Genomic DNA, 24,761 nt, shown 5'->3' with positions numbered 1-24,761 from the left:
TTTCGCACGCGGAAGCGGAAGGGGCGCCGAGGCCGGGACGCGCACGTCATTCCTTCGGGTTCTTCGCTTGCCCCTTTCGAGTACCGGCGCCGGTGCTCGTGTCAGGCTGGGTCCCCAACTGGGCGGGGGCCACGACCGGTCGGGGTCCTGACGGGTCGGCCCGCAGGGAGAGTGGGTGAGCTCGTCGGCATGGGGACTTCTCTGACCGTCGGTGTCTTCGTGTTCGAGGACGCCGAGGAACTTGATGTAGTCGGACCGTGGGAGGTTTTCGGCTTCTGGGCCGCGCACGTCGCCACGGCCCCCGTCCGACTGGTCACGATCGGACGCGGGGAGGGGGCGGTGCGCTGCGCCAAGGGGCTTCGGCTGGGCGTGGATCACGACCTCGCCACGGCCCCCGCACTCGACGTACTGATCCACCCGGGCGGTGACGGCACACGTGTGCTCGGGAAGGACACCGCCCATCTGGACTGGCTGAGGCAGTTGCACGACCAGGGAGTGCTGCTGGCGAGCGTGTGCACCGGCTCGCTCACGCTGGCGGCGGCCGGGCTCCTGAAGGGGCGCCCCGCGACCACGCACCGGGACTTCGCCGCGACACTGGCGGGCATCGACGACACCGTCGACGTCCGTGCCCGCGACCGGTATGTCGACGACGGTGACATCGTCACCAGTGCGGGCGTGTCCGCCGGGATCGACATGGCCTTGCACTTGGTGGAGCGGCTGGGCGGCGCGCAGGCGGCGGCCCTGGTCCGCCAGGGAATGCAGTACGAACGGCCCGTCAGCTGATTTCGGCCTCCGTCAGCCGCTCAAGGGCGAGGGGCTGAGCCGCGTAGGTGATGCGGACGACGCCGTCGGCGTGGCGGTCCGCGGTGGCGGCCACGCCGAACACCTCACGCAGCAGAGGGGAGGTCAGTACGTCCAGGACCGGGCCTGCGGCCACCACCTGACCGGAGTCAAGTGCCACCAGGTGGTCGCACAGACGAGCGGCCAGATCGAGGTCGTGCAGGACGGCGAGGGTCGTGATGCCGGTCGCCCTGATGAGGTCGAGAACTTCGAAGCGGGCGCGGATGTCGAGGTGGTTGGTGAGCTCGTCCAGGACAAGGAGCCGTGGGCGTTGAGCGAGCGCGCGGGCCAGGAGCACGCGCTGACGCTCGCCGCCGGACAGGCAGGAGACATCGCGTTCGGCCATGTGGCGGATGCCGCACAGGTCGAGTGCGTCTTCCACGGCCTCGCGGTCCTCGACGCTGTCACGGCCGACCAGCCCGTGGTGCGGGGTGCGTCCGAGAGCGACGATCTCGGTGACGCACATGCCGGCCGGACTGCCGCCGGCGTCCTGGAGGACGGCGGCGGTGCGGCGGGCGGCGCCGCGCGCGGACAGGGTCCACACGTCGTCGCCGTCCACCCGCACCACGCCGTGGTGGGGCCGCAGGGAGCGGTAAATGGTGCGCAGCAGCGTGGACTTGCCGCTGCCGTTGGGCCCGATGAGACCGACGATGTCTCCGGGCTGCGCCTCCAGGTTCACGTCGTGGAGGATCGGGCGGTGGCCGAGTTCGACGTGGATTTGTTCGACGGTGAGCTTCATGCGGTGTCCAGGCTTTTGTTGCGGCGCAGCAGCCACAGGAAGAAGGGGGCCCCGAACAGGGCGGTGAGGATACCGAGAGGCAGTTCGTTGGGGCGGTTGACGGTGCGCGAGAGCAGGTCGACGACGACCAGGTAGATGGCGCCGACCAGAGCGGCCTGGGGGAGCAGTCTGCGGTGGTCGGCGCCGGTCGTGAGGCGCACCAGGTGGGGGATCATCAGACCGACGAAGCCAATCCCGCCGGCGACGGCGATGACCGTGCCGGTCACCAGCGAGGACAGCACCAGCAGGACGGCGCGCAGGCGGTGCACGTCGACGCCGAGGGCGGTGGCGGACTCGTCACCGACGAGCAGCGCGTTGAGCCGCCGGCCGAAGAGGGTCAGGACCACCGTGGTGGTGAGGACGACGGTGGCGACCGCGGGAAGCTGTCCCCACTGTGCGCCGGCGACGCTGCCCAGCATCCAGAACATGACCGTGCGCAGCTCGGTCGGGGTGGCCCGCAGCTGTAGGTAGCTGGTGGCGGCCAGGAACAGGTAGCCCACAGCGACCCCGGAGAGCACCAGGCGGGTGGGCGCCAGGCGACCTTGCTTGCGGCCGAGGAGGAAGACCAGGGCCGCGGCCGCCGCGGCGCCGAGGAAGGCGGCGGAGGACACGCCGAGCCCGCCCAGCGCGCCGCTGGTGAGCGTGATGACGAGCACCGCGCCCAGCGAGGCACCGGAGGAGACGCCCAGCACATACGGGTCGGCCAGCGGGTTGGCGACGACGGCCTGAAGGACCACACCGGTGACGGCCAGTCCGGCGCCGACGAGCGCGGCCAGCACGACGCGTGGCGTACGGAAGTTCCAGACGATCTGGTCCATGGCGGGATCCGCGACCGTCCCGCCGCCGGTGAGATGGTGCCAGATGATCCGCCACACCTCACCCGTGGGCACGGTCACCGCGCCGATGCCGATGGCCACGATCATGGCGCCCAGGAGCACGGCAAGCAGCACCAGCAGCACGAGGACGGGGTTGGGCCGCCCGCGGCGGCCCGGGCGGGTCAGGAGGCGTTCGGGTGCAGCAACTTGGCGATCTTCTCCACGGCGAGGTCGTTGCTGGGCCCGAGGTAGATCGAATCGGACAGCACGAGGGAGCGCTCGTTCTTCGCGGCCGGCCACTGGGGGAACTCCTTGAGCAGTTTGCGGGCGTACGCCTCGGGGTTCGGGTCGTTGTAGCTGATCACCACGAGGGCATCCACCTGCTCGGCGGCGACCTTCTCCTTGCTCAGGTCGGCGAAGGTGCTCTTTGAGGTGGAGGCGAAGGCATTGTTGGCGCCCGCCTTGTCCAGGATGTCGTTCCAGATGCCGTGGGCCGCGATGGAGCTGAAGTCGTTGCCGCCCATGCTCATGTTGGAGAACACCACCATGACGTTGGGCTTCTTCTCACTCTTCACCTTGGCCGAGATGCCGCTGATCCGCTCTCGTGACTCGGTGATGAGCTTTTCGGCACGCCCGCCGACGTTGAAGATCTTCCCCAGGTCGCGCAGGAGTTGATAGCTGTCGTCGATGGTCATGTGGGAGGTGTCCTGGTCACAACCCCCCGGAGAAATATAGGAGTTGGCGCCGACCGTCGTGAGGTCGGCACGGGTCGCGAAGCCGTTCTTGGCGTCGAAGCCGTACGACGTGGTGGACAGCACCAGGTCCGGAGCCAGGCCGAGCATCGCCTCGCGGGGGATGTCGTAGGCGTCGTTGAGTGTGATGTGGCCGGTGGGCAGCTCCTTGATGGCCGCGGCCCGGCCCGGGACCTCGGAGCGGCCGTAGGACTGCTGGTTCGCCACGATGCGGTCACCGAGCCCCAGCGCCAGCAGAGAGGAGACCTCGGCGACGGAGGCGCCGTTCATGACGACCACCCGACTGGGCGCCTTCGTGTAGGTGGTCGTTGCTCCGCAGTTCTTGAGAGTGACCGGATAGCCGGGGGCGCTCGTGCCCGCGGCGGCCTTGGCCGTCGGGGACGGCGAGGCCCCGCATGCCGTGGCGGCCAGACACAGGGCGCCGGCCAGGGCCACGGCAGCGGGCCGTTTCGTCTGCACACGATCTCCTTGGGACGGGAAGTGCTCCAATCAAGTAGTCGGTGCGAGGTGCGTCCGAGTTCCCGGCAGGTCAGTCCTTCCGTCGTTCGGGGGGCGCCAGGGTTCCGGTTTTCACACAGTGGTCCAGATACCGGAACACCAGTGCCCGATCGGCCTCAGGGCACGTGATGCCGGTGCCCTCGAGCCCGCGCAGCACGTTGTCCGCCAGAACGCGCCCCAGCGCGAGCTCCGGCTCGGCGTCTTCGCCGGCATCCAGGGAATCGAAGAACGCTCCGGTCGTCGCCGCCACGTCCGCCGAACGGGGCAGCTCCACGCGCCACCGCGACAGAGGGATCTGCTTGACGGCGTAGCCGTACTCCTGCACCCAGTCGTACACGTCGGCCAGGCGTACGGGGGCGACAGGGGCGTGGTTGTAGACCGTGCCGGGCGCGGCGGTCAGGGCCAGCCGAACGACGGCGCGGGCGACGTAGTCGGCGGGGGTCCACACCTCGGCGTCGAACAGCTCGGGCACGATGCCGGCGGGTATGCCGGAGGCCAGGACGCTCCACAGGAAGTCGCGCCGGTTCACCTGGCCGGTCTCCGGTGCTCCCGTCACGCGGCCCAGGCGGTGCAGGGTGACCGGCAGGCCGCGTTCGGCCGCCTGCTCCAAAAGGCGTTCGGATGCCCACTTGGACTGCTGGTAGCCGCTGACCAGCCCCGGGTGCGGCGGGAAGAACGCCTCTGGTACTTCGGGGCTCCGGCTGCGGGGCGGGGCGACGGACAGCGTCGACACCAGATGTACCGGGATCGAGCGCGCGGACGCCATCCGCAGCAGCTGACGGGTCGCTTCGGTGTTGGCGGCGCGCAGGCTGGCGTACTCGCGCATGATGCTGACCGTCGCCGCGTTGTGGATGATGGCGTCGCAGGTCTCGGCCAGTTCGGCGAACCGGTCGGCGCCGAGGCCCAGATGGGGGCGGGCGAGATCGGCCGGGACCGCGGTGATGCGTTCGCCCCCTGCGGGAAGCGGGATCTCCTGAGCGGCCAGGGCCCTACGGACGCGGTCGGCGGCCTCCTCGGGGGTGGCGGCCCGGACCGGACAGACGATCTCGGCGTCGGTGGTACTCAGCAGTTCGGCCAGCAGGTGGGGGCCGACGAACCCGGTGGCGCCGGTGAGCACGATGGTGCGGGGTGGGCCGGCCGTACGGCGCGAGCCGCCGGGCCGGATGTCGTCGTCCAGGACGGCGTCGGCCAGGACCCTCCCCGGCAACACCGCCCCCGGCGACGTGGACGCGGCGGCCGGTGCGTCCGCGCGGTGCTCCAGACGGTGTGCGAGGCCGGCGGCCGTCGGGTGCTCGAAGAGCCAGGCGACGCGGACCTCCCGTCCCAGCTCGACACCGAGCCGGTTGGCGACCTGGATGGCTTGGAGCGACTGGGCGCCGAGGTCGAAGAAGTCGTCCTCGGGTGTCATGCGCTCAAGACCCAGAACCTGGGCCCAGATACGGGTGATGGCCGTCACCAGGCCGTCCCCGTCCTCGGCCGGAACAGCCCGCTCCTCCACGACCGTACGCAGAGCGGTCCTGTCGATCTTTCCTGTGCTGGTGCGGGGCAGCCGCTCGGTGAACTCCACGGCGGAGGGCACCATCGCAGGGGGCAGGACCTTCCGCAGCCCTTCTCGCACCTGGGCGGCGGTGGGCCGGGGACCTTCCGCGACGACGTGGGCGGCGAGCCGGCGTGTCCCGTCCGGCAGCACCTGCCCGACGACGGCCGCCTCCCGGATGTGCGGCTGAGCCAGCAGGGCGGCCTCGACCTCCGAGGGGTGGACACGATGCCCACTGATCTTGAATTCGTCGTCCGACCGTCCCAGGAACCGCAGTTGTCCGTCGTCACCGAGGCGCACCAGGTCGCCCGTGCGGAACGCCCTTGGCGCGCCCGGCAGTTGGGGAAGCGGCGCGAACCGGGCGTCGTCCGAGGCGTCCGCGCCACGGTAGCCCGACGCAAGTGCGTCACCCAGGAGGTAGAGCTCGCCTTTGACGATGGCGGTGCGCATGCCGGGCAGCGGAACGCCGATCGGCACGTCGCCGGTGTCCGCGGGGCTGTCGTGGAGTGCGGCGACGGTGGCCACGACCGTCGCCTCGGTGGGGCCATAGGTGTTGAACAGCTGGACGGATGTGCCGACCGCGTTCCGCCAGCGGGCGACGCGTTCGGGCAGCGCGGCCTCTCCGCCGATGATGACGGTCCGCACCCCGTCGGGCAGCGTGGTGGTGCCGGTGGAGACGGCGTAGGCCAGTTCGTGCCAGTAGGCCGTGGGAAGGTCGAGGACGCTGATGCGCAGGCGGTGGACGGCGCGTGAGAACTGGGGCATCGATTCGGTCATCTCGCGGGTGCGGATGACGAGGGTGGCTCCGGTGCACAGGGTGAGGAAGACCTCCTCGACACTGGCGTCGAAGTGCAGGGGCGCGAACTGCAGGACGCGGTCCTCGCGGCGCAGACCGTAGCGGTGCGCGGCGCCCGCGACGAAGGTGGCGAGTGCGCCGTGGCTGATCTCCACGCCCTTCGGCCGGCCGGTGGAGCCCGAGGTGTGGATGAGATAGGCCGGAGCGTTCGCCGTTGCGGCCGGGGCGAGGGGCGCCTCGGCGGCGTCTTCGAGGGCGTCCAGCACAAGGGTCGGCCGGCCCGCGCAGCCATCGGCGTGCGCGCTGTCGGTGAGGACGAGCGCGGGCTGCGCGCTGTCCAGAAGTGCGTGCGTCCTCGACTCCGGCGCCTCGGGATCGAGCGGGCAGTACGCGGCGCCCGACATCAGCACGGCGAGGATCGCCGTGACGGCGTCGATGCCGCGCGGCAGGGCGACGGCCGCCACCGCGCCGGGACCCACACCCCGGGCCGAGAGGCGGCGCGCGAGCTGCCGCGCGGAACCGAACAACTTCGCGTAGGTGATGCTCAGCCCATCGTGCTCGACGGCGGTGGAGCCACCGCGCCTGCCGGCATGGTCGGCTATGCGGCTCAGCACCGATCGGGCCGGGCCGGGCAGCGGGCCGCCGTCCACGATGGTGTACGCGGGCCGGCCGAGCGCACGGTCCGGCGCGGACAGTGCCTCGCGCAGCAACGTCAGCAGGCCCTGCTGGTGCGTGGCCAGGTCCGCCATGTCGTAGAGGTCGGGGTTGGCATCGACGGCGATGCGCAGGCCGGCGCCCTCGGCGCGGTCGTACACGTTGACCGCGAGGTCGTCGACGGGCCCCGCGGAGATGTTGTGGACCGTGCTGCGGTGGCCCCCGAACCGGAGGTCGTACTCGAAGGGCATGATGTTCACGCCCGGTCCTGACAGCCGTCGCGCGCCGCCGACCAGCTTCACATCCCGCCGCAGCTGTTCGTAGCGGTACCGCTGGTGCGGGCGGCTGGCCCGGAGCTCCGCTGCCACCTTGGCGGACAGCGCCCGAAGGCCGTCCTGCTCGTCCACCGCGAGGCGCAGGGGCAGGATGTTGCGCACCATGCAGGGCACGCGCAGGGACACCGAACCGAGGCGGCCCATGGACGGCACGCTGAGCACGACCTCGGGGGCGCCGCTGACCCGGTGGATGTAGGCGGCGGTGACCGCGAGCAGGAGATCGGACCAGGTCACCGACAAGTCGTCCGCGACGGCACGCAGGCGTTGTGTCTCGGCGGGATCCAGGTCTTCGACCCGCCGCAGGAAATCGCGGGCGGGCAGCGCCTGTTGGTCGGTGAGGCTGGGGACCGCCGGGCGGTCGGCGAAGCGCCGCGTCCAGTAGGCGCGGTTCGTGGCGAAACGCTCCGAGGCGCGGTAGGCCGTCTCCTCCTGCCGGACCGACTCCAGAGTGCCGAAGCCGCTCTCGTCCAGCGGGGCGTCCCCCACCAGAGCGGTGTACACCTGCGCCACGCGGTGCGCGACCAGGGACAGACCGAATCCGTCGAGTGCGATGTGGTGGACGCGGTGATACCAGAGGAACGCGTCGGGGGCCGTGCGCAACAAGGCGTGTCCGAAGACCGGGTCGCGTTCCAGGTCGAGGGGGCGGGCGATGTCCTGGGCCATCCACGCCAGGGCCGCCTGGTGCGGGTCGGCGGCGGTGGTCAGGTCGGCGATGTGCGGTTCCCACTCGATGCCGGGGACGCTCACCTGCCAGGGCCGGCCCGTCTCGTCGGTGACGAAGCGGACGTTCAGGGCCTCGGCCTCCGCCACTGCGTGACGCAGCGCCTTCTCGAAGACGGCCGGATCCACCGGGCCGTGGATGTGCACATATTCGGCGGTGTTGTACGCGGGGCTGCCCGGATCGAGGTGATGGCCGGTCCAGATGCCCTCCTGGGCGGTGAGGAGGGGGTGGCACTCGGCGTGCGGGTCAGGCATCGGCATGCGCCGCTCCCGCCTGGCGTTCGGACAGCAGCTGCCACCACTGGCCGAAGGAGGTGCGTTCGGCGAGCTCGACGAAGCTCACCTCCGCGCCGGCGCCGCGCCAGCGCTCGGCGAGGGTGGTGATGCGCAGCGAGTCCAGGCCGACGTCCAGGGGGTTTTCTTCCAGGTCGACCTCGTCGGGTCGCTGGTGCAGGAACTCCGCCAGATCCGCTCGGAAGGCGTCCAGCGTCAGGGGCTCAGGCATGGTGTTCTCTCTTGGTAGCCGCACGGGGTGGCGGGTGCCGGTCAGTTGACCTTGCGGTCGGCGTCGCTCCAGAAGCGGTCACGCAGCTCCCGGCGCAGGATCTTGCCGCTGGGGTTGCGCGGGACGTGCTCGATGAACTCGTAGGCGGCGGGCAGCTTGAAGGCGGCCAGACGGTCCACGAGGAACCTGTGCAGATCCCGTGGGGAGGGTTCCTGCCCGGCCACGGGCACGACGAAGGCGTGGACCTTCTCGCCCCACCGTTCGTCCGGAGCGCCCACGATCACCGCCTCGGCCACTTCGGGGTGGCGCTCCAGGGCGTTCTCGATCTCGGCGGGGTAGACGTTCTCGCCCGCGACGAGGATCGCGTCCTTGATGCGGTCCTGAATGAAGACGTAACCGTCGTCGTCGACGTATCCGGCGTCGCCGGTGTGGATCCAGCCGTCGACCAGGGTCTCGGCGGTCTTGCCGGGCAGCCCCCAGTACTCGACCATGTGCGCCGGCGTGGCCAGGCAGATCTCACCGACGGCACCCGGCGGCAGTTCCTTGCCGTCCCCGTCGATGACCCGGCTGGCGACCCCCGGATACGGGTGGCCCGCGGCCTTCATGCGGCGGTGGCCGGGGACGTGGTCGGCGGGCGGCAGGCACACGGCGGTGTTGCCGGTCTCGGTCAGGCCGTAGATCTGGGCGAACTCGCTGCCGAACATGGCCAGGCTCTCCTCGAGGAGAGCCTCGGAGATCGGCGAGCCGCCATAGACGATCTTGCGGAGCGTGCTGAAGTCTTCCGGCCGCACGCCGGGCTCGGCCAGCATCATGCGCAGCATGGCCGGGACCACGCAGGCGGTGGTGACGCCCTTGTCACGGATGAGGTCGATCGCCTCACGGGGGACGAAGGCGCGCATCGCGACCACGGTGACGCCGGCGTTGAAGTTCTGGGTGGCCCACCACAGGCCGCCGACGTGGAATCCGGGGATGCCCACCAGGGCTACGTCGCCGACTCGCCAGTCGATCCAGTCGAGTTGGCCGTTCGCCAGGGCGTCGCGGATGGCGAAGAAGCTCCGGTGGGCCAGGACGACGCCCTTGGGCAGGCCGGTGGTCCCACTCGTGTAGAGCTGCGCGACAGGTGTGTCGGGGGTGGGCGAGGAGGCGGGTTCGGTGTCCGGGTGGTCCGCCTTCCAGGCGACGAAGCCGTCCTGCGTGCCCAGCCTGACCACCGTCTTCGGCAACGCGGTATCAGGCAGCCGCTCAAGGACGGGGGCGAACTCCTCTTCCAGGAAAAGGAGTTCAGTTCCCGAGTCCTGGAGGATATGGCTGACCTCGGGGGCGGTCAGCCGCCAGTTGATCGGCACGAGGACGGTCTCGCTCTTGGCGCATCCGAACAGGATCTCGTAGTAGTGCTCGGACTCCTTGCCCAGATAGGCGACGCGAGCCCCTGGCGCCGCGCCGGCGCCGCGGATGGCATGGGCCGTGCGGCTGCTCTCCCGGTGCAGTTCGGCGTACGTGAGGTCGCGGTTCTCGCACGTGACAGCGGTGACCAGTGGACTGTGCGCGGCGTGGAAACGTGCCGTATCGACGAGGGTCTTGAGCTGAGGGTGGTGCAGCCGTTCGCCGGGTGTCCCGGGCGCGGACGGGTCGGCCATGGTCGGGTCTGCCTCTCGTGCTGCTCTCGGTCTGCCGGGTCGGTCTGCCGGGTCGGTCTGCCGGGGGGCGTGCCGCCGCCGGACGCGGCGGCGGCACGCGGTGATGAACCGCCGCGCGTCTACGGGGCGTTGACGAAGGCGAGTTTCACGCTGCCGTCGCAGCGCCCGCCTCTGTCGTCCCAGTACCGGTAGGCGGTCTCGGCGACGAGCAGCGGTTCTCCGCCCGGCGAGCGCCGCTCCACGGACAAGAACTCGATCTCACCGAAGAAGGAACGGGCGTTGATGGGGCGCCGGAAGCTGCCGCTGAAGCGGGCGATCAGGATGTCCGGCAGCTGATGGCGCCAGTAGTCGTCAAGGGTCCAGCCGGCGAACTCCTCAAGAAGTCCCTCTTTCACCGCCTTCGCGACGGTGTAATACATCATCTGGTTGTAGCTGATGTTGACTTCGACGGCGTTGAGATGGCCGGTGTCGTCGATGTAGCAGGACTCCGGGATGGCCAGTTCGCAGCGTGCGGACACGAGGCTGGACCGGGTGCTCACCGCTGCCGACCGCAGGTACTTGCAGTGCGCCTTGTACGGCCGCAGAACCTGTGGCAGCAGCTCGTCGTCGTTGGCGTAGTCCTGAGCGGGCGGGCTGTGCTGGAGGGGCGCCCGCATCTCAAACAGCCCTGTCGTAGAGCTTGTGCGTGTCGTGCACGGTCACCCGGAAGGAGACGGTTGGCTCCGGGGTGGTGGTGTGCCGGGCGCGGTGGATCAAGCTGCGGTTGTCCCAGACCAGGAGGTCGCCCTTCTCGAAGGTCTGGAGGTGGATGTTGGGGTGCTCGAAGGTGTCGTCGAGCTGGCCGGTCGCTTCGAAGAGGCGCTGGAGCAGGTCGCCCTCCAGCGGTTCGCCGTCCCCGTCCTCCATGCCGACGGTGAAGCCCTCGCTGATGTACAGGACCGTCTCGCCGGTCATGGGGTGGATGAACGTGCTGGGCTTGACGACCGGCGGGGTCTTCGTGTCGACCTCTTCGATGATCTCGGAGATCGGCCGGTAGACGTCCGAGGGCCGGATCTTGAAGTACTTGCGCACCGAGTGCCGGGAGAAGGTGTCCGCGACCTCCTTCTTCAGGTCCTCGGGAAGCCGTCCGTACGCCTTGCCCATGTCGATGAAGTAGGTCCCCCGGTTCTTCTCGGGAACGACCTGCGGGTAGATGAACGTCAGACCGAAGGGGTCCGGCATGAACTGGTAGTCGGCGTGCCAGAACTTCCCGGTTTTCGGCACGCCGATCTGCTTGCCGTCCTCGGGCACGTTGGAGGAGACGAATATCTCCTCGACCTCGGGGTGTTTGTACATCGGCTCGTAGTACGTCTCGGGACGGCCGAAGCGCCGGCCGAGTTCCAGGAACTGCCGGGGCGCCAGGTGTTGGTTCTTCAGGACAACGATCTTCTTGGTGTAGACGGCCGCCTTGACGGCGTCGATGTCCTCGGCGCCGGCGGCCGCGTAGTCGAACCCGTCGACCGTGACGCCGATGTCCGTGCCCATGACTTCCTCGATCTGCATGATTCCTGCTCTCGGTAGGGAACTGATGGCGGTGGTGAGCGGGGCTACTGGGCGAGCTTGGCGTCGATGAGCTCGGTGGTCGCGCCGAGTGTGAGGTCTTCCTCGAGCTCGTTGTCGTCGATGTGGACGCCGAGTTCACGCTCGATGCGCATGCTGATCTCGACCATCGTCAGAGAATCGACGTCCAACTGGGCGAAGGTGGCATCGGGGTTGATCCGGTCGCGCGGCGCGTCGTGCAGTTTGGTGACGATGTCGACCAGTTGGTCGTAGGTGGTGGTCATGGCTCCTGCGTTCCTCCTGTGTCGTGCGGGTGGTCGGTCCGGGTGAGAGCGGGCCAGGTCAGGAGGCAGGACCCCCAGGTGAGCCCGCCGCCGAAGGCGGTGAGCAGCACGCGTTCGCCCGCGTGGATGGTGTGCTGGGCGGCCGCGTCGGCCAGGGCGAGCGGGATGGACGCGGCGCCGGTGTTGCCCACCGACTCGACGTTGGTCACCAGTCGTTGCGGGGGCACTCCGAGGTCCTCCGCCACCGAGCGCAGGATGCGCAGGTTGGCCTGGTGGGGGACGAGGTGGTCGATGTCGTCGGGCTTGCTGTCGGCGAGCGTCAGCGTCGTGCGGGCTGAGGCCGTCATGCGGGTGACCGCGTGCCGGAAGACCTCCTTGCCGCGCATGGCGAAGTAGTGGTCCTGTGCGGCGGTGGGGGCGGAGGCCGAGCGCTGCCGTGAACCGCCCGCCGCCACCATGATCAGTTCCTCGCCCGCGCCGTCGCTGCCGAGGTCGAAGTGGCCGACGGCGCCGGGTTCACCGGCGTGGCCGGCGCGCAGGACGACCGCACCTGCGCCGTCACCGAAGATGATCGCGTTGGTCCGGTCGTCCGGGTCGACGATCGTGGAGTAGGTGTCCGCGCCGATCAGCAGGACGCGTTCGGCCACCCGGGCCGCGATGAGGCCGGCGGCCGTGGCCAGCCCGTAGACGAACCCGGTGCATACGGCGCTGATGTCGAACGCCGCTGCTCCGGTCAGGCCGAGACGGTCGGCCACGAGGGGGGCGGTCGCCGGGCAGGAACGGTCCGGGGTCGTGGTGGCGACGACGACGGCGTCCACGGCGTCCACACCCGCGGACCGCAGGGCTCGCCGGCCTGCCTCCGCGGCCAAGTCGGAGGTGGCCTGGCCGGGTTCGGCGAAGTGGCGGCGGCTGATTCCGGTACGGGAGCGGATCCAGGTGTCGGTGGTGTCGAGCCGTTCGGAGAGCTCCTGGTTGGTCACGACACGTGGCGGGAGCCAGCCTGCGAGCCCGCACAGAATGGCAGCACGATCGCGCGGTGAGGCGGTGGCAGGTGCGGGCAGGCTGAGGGGTCGGTCGAGAGTGCTGGACACAAGAGCTCCTGGGTCTCCCGGCATGCGTGAAGGGATGTCTGGGGTGACGGGTAAGGAACGGTTGTAGGAGAGAGAGGGGAAGCGGGCGCGCTCAGACGTCCGCACGCCGTGGAAAGGGCAGCAGAGCCACAGCGCCGAGACCGATTCCGGCCGCGATCACATATGCGGCGCCACGAACTCCGTCCAGCAGACCGGCGGCCGTCAGGTCGTGGCTGCCCGTGCCGGCGACAGCCACCAGGACGGCAAGGCCCACGGCGCTGCCGATCTGGAGGGTGGTCGAGGCCAGGCCCGACGCGATGCCCTGGTCCTGGTCCGGCACGCCGGTGGCGGCCGCTATCCACATGCCCGTCCAGGTGGCGCCCTGTCCGAGGCCGAGCAGCACGATCCCGGGCAGCAGACGCGCGTAGGAACCGTCCGCGCTGAACGCGACGGCGAGCAGCAGGGCGCCGACCGCGCCGGTCGCCATGCCGGCCAGCAGCATGAGCCGCACACCCAGCGCGGCCACGGCTCTCTCGCCGGCTTTCGTCCCGGCGGCCACGACGAGCGCCGGAACGAGGAACGCGGCCCCGGTGGCCATCGCACTGTAGCCGTGCACCGTCTGGAAGTAGAGGGTCAAGAAGTACGGCAGCGAGCTGAACGTGGCGCTGAACAGCGCGGTCAGCGCCATGGCGCCGAGCAGACCGCGATGGCGGAACAAGTGCCCCGGCGTCAGCGGGGCGCGGCTGCGGGTCTCGACCAGGACGAACAGGGACAGCGAGATCACCGAGAGAGCCGCGCAGATGAGGACGCCCCGGCTGCTCCACCCGGCTTCCGGCGCATGGATCAGGACGAAGACGAGCAGCGTGATGCCCGCCGTGGCGGTCAGTGCGCCCGGCAGGTCGAAGTCCCGCTGCCGGGTCAGGGCAGCGTCCGCGGGGAAGAGGAACGTTCCGGCCAAGGCGATGGCCCCGGCCAGCGGGACGTTGACGAGGAACACCGCGGGCCAGCCGAAGGCGTCGACGAGCACGCCGCCCAGCAGCGATCCGAAGCAGAGCCCGCCGGCCCCGGCGGCGCCCCACGCGGCCAGCGCCCGGTTACGGCGGGGGCCTTCCTCGTACAGGGTGTTGATGAGGGAGAGAGCGGCGGGGAACAGGAGCGAACCGCCTATGCCTTGGACCGCGCGCACCGCGACCAAGACGCCTGGGGACTCCGAAAGCCCGCCCACCAGGGAGGAGAGCGCGTACACCAGCGCGGCCGCGATGAAGACCCTGCGCCGCCCCAGCAGGTCCGTGGCTCGGCCGCCGAGCAGCAGGAACCCGGCGGTCGTCACCACGTAGGCGCTGACCACCCATTGCAGATCCTGTCCCGAGAAGCCCAGCGTGCTGCCGATGCTGGGAAGAGCGACGTACACGATGTTGTAGTCGAGTGAGATGACCAGTTGCGCGGCGGCCAGGACCAGGAGCGGCAACCCGAGGCGCTGACGGGACGGAGCAGATGGCGAATTCACTGCAGGCATTGCGGAACGATTCCCCCTAAGAATCCGTCCCCCTGAAACAGGACGGCGGCTCACCCCGGGATCGTGGCTCACATCCGTCGCCAGCCACAAGCTCTCGCCCCTCGTTTTCGGACTGGCTTGCGAGCGGGTTGCAAGAATCGTTCACTTCTTCATTGAAGGTCGAACATTCGAGACGGGTGTCCGGGCAGCCGGTTGTGGAACATGCCAGGTGGGCATGCGGATCGCGACACCGATGGATGGTGCCGGTGCGTGTGCGCGGAGCAGAGGACGGGCTCCCTATTCGACAAGTCGGCTGACAGCGACTGCTGGTTCCAGCCCTCTCGGACGAATCTTGACGTGGCATGGATGGCTGATTTCAGCGCCCTGGCAATCGAGTTGACCCTCCACCGGCGATATCGTTCAGGGCGATCCGGAGCTCGATATTTCGAAACGGCTGGGGATGCCCAATTATAGAGAGTCGGGTGGCGGAGTCCTCCGGTTCCCGACAACAGCCAAGTTTTTTGTCACACACCCCGGCCGGGTCATTGGTCGGGTACCCCCCTACCGTATGGACGCATGGAGAAGTCGAAGCGTGTTTTTTTCGTCCCCCCGGTCTTATGGGCGTTCGTCGTGCTGCTCGTGTCATTGACGGCCGTGTCCTATGCCGTGGGACGCATGGCGGGTCCGGTGGCCCCTGGCATGCACCGCACCGTGCCTGCGTCCGGGGATTCCGAGGGGCCCGGTATGCCGGGCATGCGTGGCCTCGGACCGGTCGACCGTGAAGTCCGGGGGAGCCGATGAGCACTCCCGAACGGCATGAGACGGCCGCCGAGCCCGGTGCGACCACCGACCTGCTGGTCGGCGGCATGACATGCGCCGCGTGCGTGGGCCGAGTCGAGAAGAAGCTGGGCCGCGTCCAGGGGGTGACGGCAACCGTCAACCTGGCGACAGGACGGGCCCGTGTCTCCCACCCCGCCTCGGTGACCGCCGCGCAGTTGATCTCCGTGGTGGAGAGCGCCGGTTACACGGCCGAACTTCCGCCGCCACCCGCCAACGAGCAGCACGCGGGCGCGGCAGGCGAGCAGCCGAAGGCTCGCGCGGGCGTCACTGACGGGGGCCGTCTGCTGATCACGGCGTTGCTCGCGCTGCCCGTGCTCCTGCTCTCCATGGTGCCGTTCCTCCAGTTCACCTACTGGCAGTGGCTGTGCTTCAACCTGGCTGTTCCGGTGGTGTGCTGGAGCGCGAGGCCGTTCCACGAGCGGGCCATGAAGGGGCTGCGGCACGCCACGGCGACCATGGACACGTTGATCTCCCTCGGCGTGTTCGCCTCGTTCGCCTGGTCCGCGTACGCCCTGTACTTCGGCGGCGCGGGCCAGCCGGGCATGCGCATGGCGTTCAGTCCGGTGCCCGAGGCCGGCGGCGGGAGCGCGCATCTGTACCTGGAAGCGGCCGTGAGCGTGCCGCTGTTCGTGCTGGCCGGCCGCTACCTGGAGGAACGTGCCAAGCGGGGAACCGGATCGGCGCTGCGCGCGCTCGCCGAAATCGGCGCCAAGGACGTCGAGTTGCGCGAGGGTGACCAGGGCCGGCGGGTCCCGGTCTCGGCGCTCCGGGTCGGCCAGGAGTTCCTGGTACGACCGGGTGAGAAGGTCGCCACGGACGGTGTGGTCACCGACGGCAGCTCCGCTCTTGACCTGTCCCTGGTGACTGGTGAGAGCGTGCCGGTGGAGGTCGGGCCGGACTCGGCCGTGGTGGGCGGCGCGGTCAACGCCGGCGGGCTGCTTGTGGTCCGGGCCACCGCGGTCGGCGCCGACACACAACTCGCACGGATCACCCAGCTGGTGAGCGACGCGCAGGCCGGAAAAGCACGCATCCAGCGACTGGCCGACGCCGTCGCGGGGGTCTTCGTACCCGCGATCGTGACCGTGGCCTGCACGGTACTGGGGTTCTGGCTCGGCGCCGGGGCGGATCCTTCTGCCGCCGTGACCGCGGCGGTCGCCGTCCTGGTCGTCGCGTGTCCCTGCGCACTCGGCCTGGCCACCCCGACCGCCTTCATGGCCGCGACCGGGCGCGGCGCGCAGCTCGGCGTCCTGCTTCGCGGCCCCGAAGCGCTGGAACGGCTGCGGCACATCGACACCGTCGTCTTCGACAAGACCGGCACCCTCACCACCGGACGCATGTCCCTCGGCGGCACGACGGTGGTGGCCGGGGAAGACGTGGGCAAGATCCTCCGCCTGGCGGGGGCGGTCGAGCACGGCTCCGAGCATCCCATCGGTCGAGCCATCGCCGCCGCTGCCCGCCAGGCCGCGGACGCCGGCCGGCTGCCCCCGGTGGCCGGCTTCCGTGCCGTTCCCGGACTCGGTGTCCGAGGCCGGGTCGACGGCCACGAGGTCGCCGTGGGCCGCCCACGACCCGACGCCGCACTCCCGGAGGCGCTGCAACGGGCTGTGGATGACGCGCACGCCGCCGCTCGCACAGCCGTGGTGGTCGAGAGGGACGGTCGCCCAGTCGGTGTCCTGTCGGTCGGCGACACCTTGCGGCCCTCCAGCTACTCCGCCGTACGGCACCTGCGCAAACTGGGCATCGAGCCCATCCTGGTGACCGGCGACGGACCGGCCGCCGCCCGTGCCGTGGCCGAGCAGGTCCGTATCGACAAGGTGCACGCCGAGGTCACCCCGGAGGGCAAGTCCGCCATAGTGGCCCGACTCCGCGACGAGGGGCGCCGGGTGGCGGTCATCGGCGACGGCGTCAATGACGCGGCCGCGCTGGCCTCTGCCGACCTGGGCATCGCCATGGGAGGCGGCACCGACGCGGCGATCGGCGCCGCCGACATCACCCTCGTACGTGAGGACATGCAGGCCGTGGTCGCGGCCGTCCACCTCACGCGCAAGACCCTGAGCACCATCCGCGCCAACCTCATCTGGGCCTTCGGCTACAACCTCGTCACTGTGCCGCTGGCCGCCACCGGCTGGCTCAACCCGATGTTCGCGGCCGTGGCGATGTCCGCCAGTTCCGTCCTGGTGGTCGCCAACAGCTTGCGGCTGCGCGCCTATGCGCCACCCGGACACCGCTACCGCTCGGCGCCCGCCTCCGCCGGCAAGGGCGGTCCGACACCACCGTCCGCGGCGGACGGCGTCGCCACCTCGCCCCTGGAGGACATTCGATGAGTTCCCCCCCTTCCGCCGGCCCGGCCGAACACTCCTCGCCGCCCTGGCGCCGTATGACGGCCGGCGCGCTCGGCGCCGCTCTGGTACCTGTGGTCACGTGCGTGACGGCCCTGTTGCTTCTGACGGCCTATACGACGACGGGTGCGGCGGGTGACGCGCCGGCAAGGATCAGCGTCAGTAACGCCCGCATCTTCGTGCCGCCCAACTCCGAGAACACGGCCGCCTTCTTCGACATCAGCAACACCGGGGCCACCGGCGACGTGCTGACGTCCGTCTCCTCGCCGCAGCTCGGCGCGGTCATGCTGGGCCGACGGGTCACGAAGGACGGAGCGGGATACATGGAACCGTTGGGCAGCCTCACGATCCCGGCCCGAAGCAGCGTGCGGATGACCCCCTACGGCGTCGACGTCATGGTCGCGGATCCGCCGGAGCTGAAGGCGGGGGACACGGTCCGCTTCGACCTGTTCTTCCGTGACTCCGGCCGGGTGAGCGTGGAGACGGTGACCGTGCCGGTGCGGTCGTGACGAGGAAGAGCGGCCCTCGCGTTCCCCTCGGAGTCACCCTTCACCCATCAGCTTGCGGATCTCGGTGACGGCGGCGACGAGGGCCTTCCGCTCGGGGACGGTGGTCTCCGGGTGCCACAGGTCGACCAGCAGGCACGTACGTGGACGCGTGCCTTTGTTCCACGCCTCGTGCTCGAAGGAGTAGTCGAAGAGCAGGCACTTGCCTTCCTCCCACGACCGCGTCTCGCCCGCGACCGTGATGCCGCATCCCTCGGGGATGTCGACCGCCAGGTGCAGGTTGATGCTGAAGTTCCACAGGTCACAGTGGGGAGCGATGGCCGCGCCGGGCAGCAGGGTCGAGAAGTGGGACTCCAGCAGGGGACAGAGCTTCCCCGTGTCGACCGCCTGCTCCTTCAGCACCTGGAAGGCGGTCGGCACCGTGCCGGCCGCCTCCTCCACCAAGCCACCCTTGCGGAAGAGATAGAGAGCCTGCCAGTCCGTCTGGCGCGTGAGGTAGTGCTCGTAATCCGAGAACGCGTCCCGCCGGGCACCCCAGGCGGCCTCCAACTCCTCTCTTATCGTCGCGTGGTTCGCCTCCAAGGCGCGTACCACCGGTGCCAACTCGGGGTGGCTGTATGGATCGTGCCAGGCCTGCTGGGAAACTCCCGGTAAAATCCACTTGGCTCCCTTCTGCAGAGGATGGCGATCCCCCTTTCCCGCCGCCAGCATCTGCTCAACCCGGGCGATCGAATCCGTTCCGTACTCGCCCTTGATGGCGGCGAAGGCTACGTCTATCTCCGGGGTCATAAAATCTCCACGATGTCGAGCTTCACAGTCTCCGCATACGGTGTGGAGGCTACCGAGGACGCACCCATCCCGTCTCCGAGGAAGGGGCACGGTGTGGCTGGTTCGGGGGCACGGCAGACGGTGCGCGTGGTGCGATGCGCCGGTAGTGCTTCCGGTGCTTCGGAAATTCGACTGTCGCCGGGAACTGGGGGGCGGTGTGGGCCGACTCCCTCAAGGGAATGGCGTGCGTTGACAGTTGAGTTCGACCAGTTGAGTTCGAGTGGGATCGCTATGGCGGGGGAGACGCGATTTTCCTACTCGGCCCCGCAGATCTCAACCCTTTGAGAGCCGCGACCGCTTCTCGGCGCCGGACCGAGGGCCGACTGGCACAGGCCGCGGCGGATGCCCGAAACGCCTGCGGACGGCGCGTGGTGGTGTCCGGTGTCCCGGTTCACGCCTTCACTGTCCGACAGTCCGCCCAGGACCCTGCCGCAGGTCCGGCACGCCCTCATTCGCCGCGCTTTCCTGGAAGTCCGCCACCGCCGCCCCGTGCTCATGGGCCCACTCCGTGAGCACAGCGATCGGTTTCACCAGCGTGCGGCCCAGGTCGGTCAGGACGTACTCGGCCTTCCCGGCAACGGCGCGGCGCTCGACCAGGCCGTACCCCTGCAACCGCCGCAGTGTCTGAGTCAGCACCTTGCGCGACACCGCGCCGATCAGATCGATCAACTCGCCGTGTCTGCACGGCTTCCGGCTCAGCGCGAACAGCACGACCACCGCCCATTTGTCGGCGATGATCTCGATGGCCAGCCGCGCGGGACAGTCCGCGAGGAAGACGCTGCCGGAGTACTCACGCATGCCTCGACGGTAACCGGAGGCCAGGAACCCGGAGGTACCCACTTCCTCACTAGCGTCCATGACGGAAGCTGCCGAGGAGGGGAAGCGGATGAGGGAAGAGACCGCCTGGCCGGGCGGGCGGAAGGTCGCCGCCCTGGTCACCGTCGCGTTGGAGCTGTGGTCGCCGGGGCACCGGCCCGCCTACGCGCCGATGGCGGCGGCGTGGCCGCTGTCCGGCGTCGACGACACGCACAGCACCTCCTGGGTGGATTACGGCGTCACCACCAGGCCCGTGAGGCCCGGGAGGGCCGTGAGCCCTTGGAAGCCCGGGAGGCATTGGGGGACCTGGAGGACCTGGAGGAGCTGATGGGGGAGGCCGAGTGCGTATTCGCCAACACCGACTTCTTCGCGACGGGCAGCGCCGTGGAGGAGTACCGGCAGGGGCTGCGCCTGCTGGCTGCGGCGGAACGGGTCGGCGTGGACCGTTTCATCTGGTCGTCACTGGACAACGCGGTGTCCCTGACGGGCCACCCCGTCCCGCACTTCGACAGCAAGGCCGCCGTCGCCGCGCACATCGATCTGATGCGGTCGGAGGAAATGCTCCGCAAGGAGGCCGACGGCTGGTACACCAACCATGTCTCCGTCCTGACCACTGCGCCGTACTTCGAAAACCTGCGGGACCGTCTCACCCCCCGTCCCGACGGACGCGGCGGCCTGACCTTCAAACTCCCTCTCGGTGCCGCCCGTTATCCCCTCGTGGCGCTGGACGACATCGCCTGGTTCGCCTGCCACATGTTCGTCCACCGGCAGTCCTGGGGCGCCCGGGACCTCGCGGTGATCGGCGACAGCCTCACCGGCGACGAGATCGCCGCGACCTTCGCCCATGTCACGGGAGTCCCCAGCACCTACCTCCCGATGCCGCACGCCGAGCTGCATGCGGCGGTAGCCGAGTTCAGCCACGACTACGCCGCGATGTTCCAGTTTTTCGCCGACCGTGATGTCTACACCCAGGACCGCGACATCAACCTTCTGCGCCGACTGCACCCCGGGCTGATGACCTTCGAGGACTGGCTGCGTCACACCGGCTGGAAGGGATGAGACCCACCATCCTTCTCGGCATCCGGCATCCGGCATCCGGCCTCGGTTGCCGCAATCCGACCCGACCCGACCCGCTTCACCGGAGATGAATGCCGACGGATCGGGCAGGGGTTCCACGTCACACACATGTGAGGGTGATGAGCTCGGGGGTGTGAAAGGAGATCGAGGATGAACTGGACACTGGACGAGGAATTCGAGACACCCGAGGGGACGGTGCGGTGGAAGGCCCTCGGCGCCGGAGATCCTGTCGTGCTGGTCCACGGCACCCCGTACTCCTCCTTCCTCTGGCGGGACATCGCTCCAGCACTCGCCCGAACCCGCCGGGTCTACGTCTTCGACCATCTCGGCTTCGGGCAGTCCGACCAGCGCGAGGGCCAGGACCTGAGCCTGGCGGCGCACGCGGGAAACTTCGCCCGGCTTCTCGACCACTGGGAGCTGCCTTGCCCCAGTGTGGTCGCCCACGACATCGGCGGCGCCGTGGCCCTGCGGACGCTGCTGCTGGAAAAGCGGAGCTACCGGGACCTGACCTTGTTCGACGCCGTGAGCGGCGGTGAGTGGGAGCGCGGCCTCTTCCAGCTCATCCTGGAGCACGCGGACGTCTTCCATCAGCTCCCGGACTACGCTCATGAAGCCCTGGTCGCCAGTCACATCCGGCACGCCACGCGCGTGGGGCTCCGTCCGGAAGTCCTCGACGCGTATCTCGCACCGTGGCGGGGCGCCGACGGGCAAGCGGCGTTCTACCGCCAGTACAGCCAGATCAGGCAGGCCGACACCGCCGCGTACGAGAAGCTGCTGGGAACGATGACGCTGCCGGTACGCATCATCTGGGGCCGCGAGGACCGCATCCTGCCCCCCGAGTACGCCGAGTGGCTGCACGCGCGCGTCCCCCACGCCGAACTGCACTGGATCGACGGGGCGGGCCACCTCCTCCAGGAAGACGCACCGAGCCGGCTCACGGCCCATCTCGTCCAAGGGGGCGCCCTTGGATGAGACGCATGCCGGTTGGATCCGAGGGGAAATTGAGCGGCGGGAACCTCCGGGTACGCGGTACGGTGCGCCGATGTCGACGATCAAGAAGTTCCAAGTCACCTTCGACTGCGCCGACCCGGAGCGCGTCGCGCGTTTCTGGTGTGAGGTATTGGGCTACGTCGCCCCTGCTCCACCGGAGGGGTTCAGCACCTGGGACGACTACAACCAGACCCTGCCTCCCGCGGAGCGCGGATCCTGGTTCGCGTGCAGCGACCCCACGGGTGAGGGGCCGCGCCTGTACTTCCAGCGCGTCCCCGAAGGCAAGACCGCCAAGAACCGGGTGCATCTCGATGTCCGGGTCGGCACGGGGCTCGTGGGAGACGCGCGCCTCGCCGCGCTGGAAGCGGAGTGCGAGCGACTGGTCGCGCTGGGCGCGACCCATGTGCAAACGCTGTATGCCGACGGCGTGAATGAGTCGTGCATCCCGATGCTGGACATCGAGGGCAACGAGTTCTGTGTCGACTGAGCGCGCTGGGGCACGGGGAGGCGGCGAGGCCGCCTGCCCGTGGGCCGCGTCGGCCGAAGACGGCGGACGAGCGCCGCGCCGATCGCTTCGGGCCGCGACGCTGGGCCTGCCGGCAGCGCGATGCGCCGGTCCGCCGCGGCCAGGTGCTTCCTGAGCGCGCAGGACGCGAGCCAGGTCGATCAGGTGTGGGACAGCCGGGTGCTTCTCGTCGGCCCGATCGCGCTGGGCGCGTAACGACGAGGGTCGCCCGGCAGGGCCGGGAGGTGGTCCTGATCGACGGCACCCTCATCGCCACCCAGTGCCGCACCGGGACAGGCCGACCGGCGCAACTACTCCGGCTGACACCATCGGCACTGCCCGCACTTCCTCGCCCTGGCCGAATAGCGGGGCCCCTGATCTGGATATCCGCCGCCCAGCCCGGCCGCACCACGACAACACCGCCGCCCGCCATGACCACCTCCTGGCCCATCTGCGCGCCGTCGGCCTCGGGGCACTGGCGGACCTGGACTTCCGCGGGCTGGGCAACGACGTACTCGAGCCCGTGATCGTCACCGGTTTCCACGCCACCCGCACCCACTAGCCCACCCCTGGCCAGAGGACCGCCAACCGCGTCCTCGCCAACGGACGCGCCTCGTCCTGAGGAACCGCGAAGTCAACTGTTGAGGGATCCGCTCAGCAGGTAGTCGCTCGCGGCGAAGGGGAGTGTCCCGATACCGGGTGTACTGGCCCATTGCCAGTGAGCCATTGGGCCGGTCCCGTCCGGTGCCTCGGAACCCGTGTGCGTCAGGGCTGAATGGTTTCCAGGTCCTCGAGGAGGCTGGAGTGGGCCGGCTGCCAGCCGAGGGCGTCGCGGGTGTGGGCGCTGGATGCCGGCTGGTCCATGGCGAAGATCGGGCCGAACGGGCCGAAGTTCTCCTGCGCAACCTCCTGGACCGGCAGGCCCAGTCGCCGGCCGATGACTGTGGCGATGTCCCGCACCGCGTCGCCCTCGTCGCCGACGGCGTGCCAGGCTGTCCCGGCCGGTGCGGACTCAAGGGCCAGCCGGAACAGGACGGCTGCGTCGAGCGCGTGCACGGCCGGCCAGCGCTGGGTGCCGTCGCCCGGGTAGCCGGCCACCCCGGTACGGCGCGCTTGATCGGTCAACAGGCCGGCGAATCCGCCCTGGCCCTGGTTGTGGACCGTGCGCGGCATGCGAACGGCCGTGCTGCGCACACCGCGCGAGGCGAGGTCCAGCAGTGCGTTGACCGAACGGCCCCGACCACCCACCGGTCCATCGGTCGGCAGCGGGTCGGCCTCGGTGGAGGCGCGCCCCCGCACCCAGGGCGTCCCGGAGACCGTGACGATCGGACGGTCGCTTCCGATGAGTTCCTGCCCCAGCGTGGCGAGAGCGGCGCTCTCCTCGGTGATGGACCGCGCGAGAGCGTCCGGACTGCTGTAGTCGCGTCCGAACGCCAGACTGATCACGCCGTCGCACTGCGCTGCGCCGGACCGCAGGACGTCGAGGTCCGCCAGGTCTCCTCGCAGCACCTTGGCCCCAGCGCTTTCAAGGACCTGCGCGGAGCCGTCCGAGCGAGCCAGTGAGAGAACGGTGTGGCCGTTGCCGAGGAGTTCGGCGACGACGGCGGAGCCGATGGTGCCGGTACCGCCGGTGACGAAGACATGCATGAGCTCTCCCTCAAAGTGATGGGACCATTGTCCCATCACTGACCCTACACGGTGACGGGACAGGGGTCCCATCGCCTATCCTGGTCTCATGGCTAGATGGCAACCCGGGGCGACCCAACGACTCGTCGTTGCGGCCGTCGACCTGTTCACCGAGCAGGGGTACGACGCCACCACGGTGGCGCAGATCGCCGAGCGCGCCGGCGTCACCAAGAGCACCTTCTTCCGGCACTTCTCCGACAAACGCGAGCTACTGGTCGCCGGCCAGGAGACGCTCAGCAGGCTGCTCGCCGATGGCATTACCGAGGCCCCCGCCGGCGCCAGCCCGCTCCAGGCGGTAGCAGCCGGCCTCGAACGCGCATCGAGCGCCATGGGACCGACAAACCGCGAACTCGGCCCCCGCCTCAGAGCAGCCGTGGCAGCCAACACCGAACTGCAAGAGCGCGACGCCCTCAAGAGCATCGGTCTCGCGGCCGCCATGACAGCCGCGCTCATCGCCCGCGGCGTCCCCGACCCGACCGCGCACCTCGCGGGCGAGCTGGGAGTCCTCGCGTTCAAGCGGGGATACGCCCAGTGGTCTGAAAGCGATCGTGATGACACAGAAGGGCTCGCGCCACACGCACTGGCAGCCCTGGAAGACCTGCGTGCGGCAACGGCATCGCTGGGCTGACCCATGCCGACCGGCTGTCGGCGCCACATGCACTGCGACGCCCGTCGACTGCCTCCCAAGCGCCCAGCCCTTCGTCAGAGGGCTGGAGTGACCGGCGCTCTCGGGGTGCTCGCGCTGGTCCCGGGTGACTGTACCGGTTCGGAGGGGGGTATCTCGCCGCCGCCGATCGAGTCGAGATGCACCGGTTTCGAAAGCGCCGGGGCGGTCGGAAGGGACGCGGAATCGCCGCTGGCCTCACGGCTGACGTGACCGGGGACGAACCCGCGGCGCGCGTGGTCCCGGCCGGCGGCC

At 69.7% G+C, this 24,761-nt stretch carries 23 protein-coding genes; 9 read left to right on the top strand and 14 right to left on the bottom strand.

Annotated elements, in window-relative coordinates:
* Window positions 1–189: 189 nt before the first annotated feature.
* Complete coding sequence (locus tag ABR738_RS02920) at window positions 190–783, top strand: DJ-1/PfpI family protein (RefSeq protein ID WP_350228368.1); 594 nt, start codon at window positions 190–192, stop codon at window positions 781–783.
* Here the strand turns inward: ABR738_RS02920 and ABR738_RS02915 are convergent.
* The 11 genes from ABR738_RS02915 to ABR738_RS02865 all read right to left on the bottom strand — a co-directional run bounded on the left by ABR738_RS02915 (window position 776) and on the right by ABR738_RS02865 (window position 14,276).
* Complete coding sequence (locus ABR738_RS02915) at window positions 776–1,579, bottom strand: ABC transporter ATP-binding protein (protein WP_350228367.1); 804 nt, start codon at window positions 1,577–1,579, stop codon at window positions 776–778. The two genes, ABR738_RS02920 and ABR738_RS02915, sit on opposite strands and share 8 nt — an antisense overlap.
* Window positions 1,576–2,571 carry a FecCD family ABC transporter permease gene (locus tag ABR738_RS02910; RefSeq protein WP_502964204.1) on the bottom strand — a complete coding sequence of 332 codons (996 nt, stop codon included), beginning with the start codon at window positions 2,569–2,571 and terminating at the stop codon, window positions 1,576–1,578. Before ABR738_RS02910 ends, ABR738_RS02915 begins: the two co-directional genes overlap by 4 nt.
* A 44-nt stretch (window positions 2,572–2,615) precedes the next feature.
* Window positions 2,616–3,644 carry an ABC transporter substrate-binding protein gene (locus ABR738_RS02905; protein ID WP_350228366.1) on the bottom strand — a complete coding sequence of 343 codons (1,029 nt, stop codon included), beginning with the start codon at window positions 3,642–3,644 and terminating at the stop codon, window positions 2,616–2,618.
* Between the two features lie 70 nt (window positions 3,645–3,714).
* Window positions 3,715–7,986 (bottom strand): non-ribosomal peptide synthetase, encoded by a 4,272-nt coding sequence (locus ABR738_RS02900; protein WP_350228365.1) that lies wholly within the window; start codon window positions 7,984–7,986, stop codon window positions 3,715–3,717.
* Window positions 7,973–8,230 (bottom strand): phosphopantetheine-binding protein, encoded by a 258-nt coding sequence (locus ABR738_RS02895; protein WP_350228364.1) that lies wholly within the window; start codon window positions 8,228–8,230, stop codon window positions 7,973–7,975. The genes ABR738_RS02900 and ABR738_RS02895 overlap by 14 nt, the downstream gene beginning before the upstream one ends.
* Window positions 8,231–8,271: 41 nt before the next feature.
* On the bottom strand, window positions 8,272–9,867 hold the full coding sequence (gene scoC / locus ABR738_RS02890; RefSeq protein ID WP_350228363.1) for a fatty acid-ACP ligase ScoC: 1,596 nt from the start codon (window positions 9,865–9,867) through the stop codon (window positions 8,272–8,274).
* A gap of 119 nt (window positions 9,868–9,986) precedes the next feature.
* Window positions 9,987–10,523, bottom strand: a complete 537-nt coding sequence (gene scoD / locus ABR738_RS02885) for a (2E)-enoyl-ACP glycyltransferase (RefSeq protein WP_350228362.1) — start codon at window positions 10,521–10,523, stop codon at window positions 9,987–9,989.
* A 1-nt stretch (window position 10,524) separates the two neighbouring features.
* Window positions 10,525–11,409: a (3R)-3-[(carboxymethyl)amino]fatty acid oxygenase/decarboxylase gene (scoE, locus tag ABR738_RS02880; protein ID WP_350228361.1), complete on the bottom strand. Its 885-nt coding sequence runs from the start codon at window positions 11,407–11,409 to the stop codon at window positions 10,525–10,527.
* A gap of 44 nt (window positions 11,410–11,453) precedes the next feature.
* Window positions 11,454–11,690, bottom strand: coding sequence for an acyl carrier protein (locus ABR738_RS02875; RefSeq protein WP_350228360.1), 237 nt, complete (start codon window positions 11,688–11,690; stop codon window positions 11,454–11,456).
* Complete coding sequence (locus ABR738_RS02870; RefSeq protein ID WP_350234404.1) at window positions 11,687–12,751, bottom strand: beta-ketoacyl-ACP synthase III; 1,065 nt, start codon at window positions 12,749–12,751, stop codon at window positions 11,687–11,689. The genes ABR738_RS02875 and ABR738_RS02870 overlap by 4 nt, the downstream gene beginning before the upstream one ends.
* 121 nt (window positions 12,752–12,872) lie before the next feature.
* Window positions 12,873–14,276 (bottom strand): MFS transporter, encoded by a 1,404-nt coding sequence (locus tag ABR738_RS02865; RefSeq protein WP_350228359.1) that lies wholly within the window; start codon window positions 14,274–14,276, stop codon window positions 12,873–12,875.
* A 776-nt stretch (window positions 14,277–15,052) separates the two neighbouring features.
* Between ABR738_RS02865 and ABR738_RS02860 the strand changes: the two genes are divergently transcribed.
* Window positions 15,053–17,419 (top strand): heavy metal translocating P-type ATPase, encoded by a 2,367-nt coding sequence (locus ABR738_RS02860; RefSeq protein WP_350228358.1) that lies wholly within the window; start codon window positions 15,053–15,055, stop codon window positions 17,417–17,419.
* Window positions 17,416–17,943 (top strand): copper chaperone PCu(A)C, encoded by a 528-nt coding sequence (locus ABR738_RS02855; protein ID WP_350228357.1) that lies wholly within the window; start codon window positions 17,416–17,418, stop codon window positions 17,941–17,943. Before ABR738_RS02860 ends, ABR738_RS02855 begins: the two co-directional genes overlap by 4 nt.
* A gap of 33 nt (window positions 17,944–17,976) precedes the next feature.
* Here ABR738_RS02855 and ABR738_RS02850 read toward each other — a convergent pair whose 3' ends face one another.
* Both ABR738_RS02850 and ABR738_RS02845 read right to left on the bottom strand, forming a co-directional pair.
* Complete coding sequence (locus ABR738_RS02850) at window positions 17,977–18,729, bottom strand: aspartyl/asparaginyl beta-hydroxylase domain-containing protein (protein ID WP_350228356.1); 753 nt, start codon at window positions 18,727–18,729, stop codon at window positions 17,977–17,979.
* A 438-nt stretch (window positions 18,730–19,167) separates the two neighbouring features.
* Window positions 19,168–19,566: a winged helix-turn-helix transcriptional regulator gene (locus ABR738_RS02845; protein WP_350228355.1), complete on the bottom strand. Its 399-nt coding sequence runs from the start codon at window positions 19,564–19,566 to the stop codon at window positions 19,168–19,170.
* A gap of 88 nt (window positions 19,567–19,654) precedes the next feature.
* Between ABR738_RS02845 and ABR738_RS02840 the strand changes: the two genes are divergently transcribed.
* From ABR738_RS02840 to ABR738_RS02820, 5 genes are all read left to right on the top strand, one after another.
* A complete protein-coding gene (locus ABR738_RS02840; protein WP_350228354.1) occupies window positions 19,655–19,912 on the top strand; it encodes a hypothetical protein in 258 nt (85 codons plus the stop codon).
* The gene (locus ABR738_RS02835; protein WP_350228353.1) at window positions 19,882–20,643 is read left to right on the top strand and encodes an NmrA family NAD(P)-binding protein; all 762 of its coding nucleotides are present in this window, start codon (window positions 19,882–19,884) and stop codon (window positions 20,641–20,643) included. The genes ABR738_RS02840 and ABR738_RS02835 overlap by 31 nt, the downstream gene beginning before the upstream one ends.
* Before the next feature lie 168 nt (window positions 20,644–20,811).
* Complete coding sequence (locus ABR738_RS02830; RefSeq protein WP_350228352.1) at window positions 20,812–21,633, top strand: alpha/beta fold hydrolase; 822 nt, start codon at window positions 20,812–20,814, stop codon at window positions 21,631–21,633.
* Window positions 21,634–21,703: 70 nt separating this feature from the next.
* Window positions 21,704–22,138 carry a VOC family protein gene (locus ABR738_RS02825; RefSeq protein ID WP_350228351.1) on the top strand — a complete coding sequence of 145 codons (435 nt, stop codon included), beginning with the start codon at window positions 21,704–21,706 and terminating at the stop codon, window positions 22,136–22,138.
* Between the two features lie 298 nt (window positions 22,139–22,436).
* The gene (locus tag ABR738_RS02820; RefSeq protein ID WP_350228350.1) at window positions 22,437–22,718 is read left to right on the top strand and encodes a hypothetical protein; all 282 of its coding nucleotides are present in this window, start codon (window positions 22,437–22,439) and stop codon (window positions 22,716–22,718) included.
* 203 nt (window positions 22,719–22,921) lie between these two features.
* Here the strand turns inward: ABR738_RS02820 and ABR738_RS02815 are convergent, their stop codons facing one another.
* Window positions 22,922–23,803 (bottom strand): SDR family oxidoreductase, encoded by an 882-nt coding sequence (locus tag ABR738_RS02815; RefSeq protein WP_350228349.1) that lies wholly within the window; start codon window positions 23,801–23,803, stop codon window positions 22,922–22,924.
* A gap of 88 nt (window positions 23,804–23,891) precedes the next feature.
* Between ABR738_RS02815 and ABR738_RS02810 the strand changes: the two genes are divergently transcribed.
* Window positions 23,892–24,470, top strand: a complete 579-nt coding sequence (locus ABR738_RS02810) for a TetR/AcrR family transcriptional regulator (protein WP_350228348.1) — start codon at window positions 23,892–23,894, stop codon at window positions 24,468–24,470.
* Window positions 24,471–24,761: the final 291 nt, after the last annotated feature.

The organism is Streptomyces sp. Edi4 (genome assembly GCF_040253615.1).
Taxonomy (GTDB): Bacteria; Actinomycetota; Actinomycetes; order Streptomycetales; family Streptomycetaceae; genus Streptomyces.
Note: the sequence above shows the minus strand (reverse complement) of the source record. Positions and strands in the feature narration are given on the sequence as shown.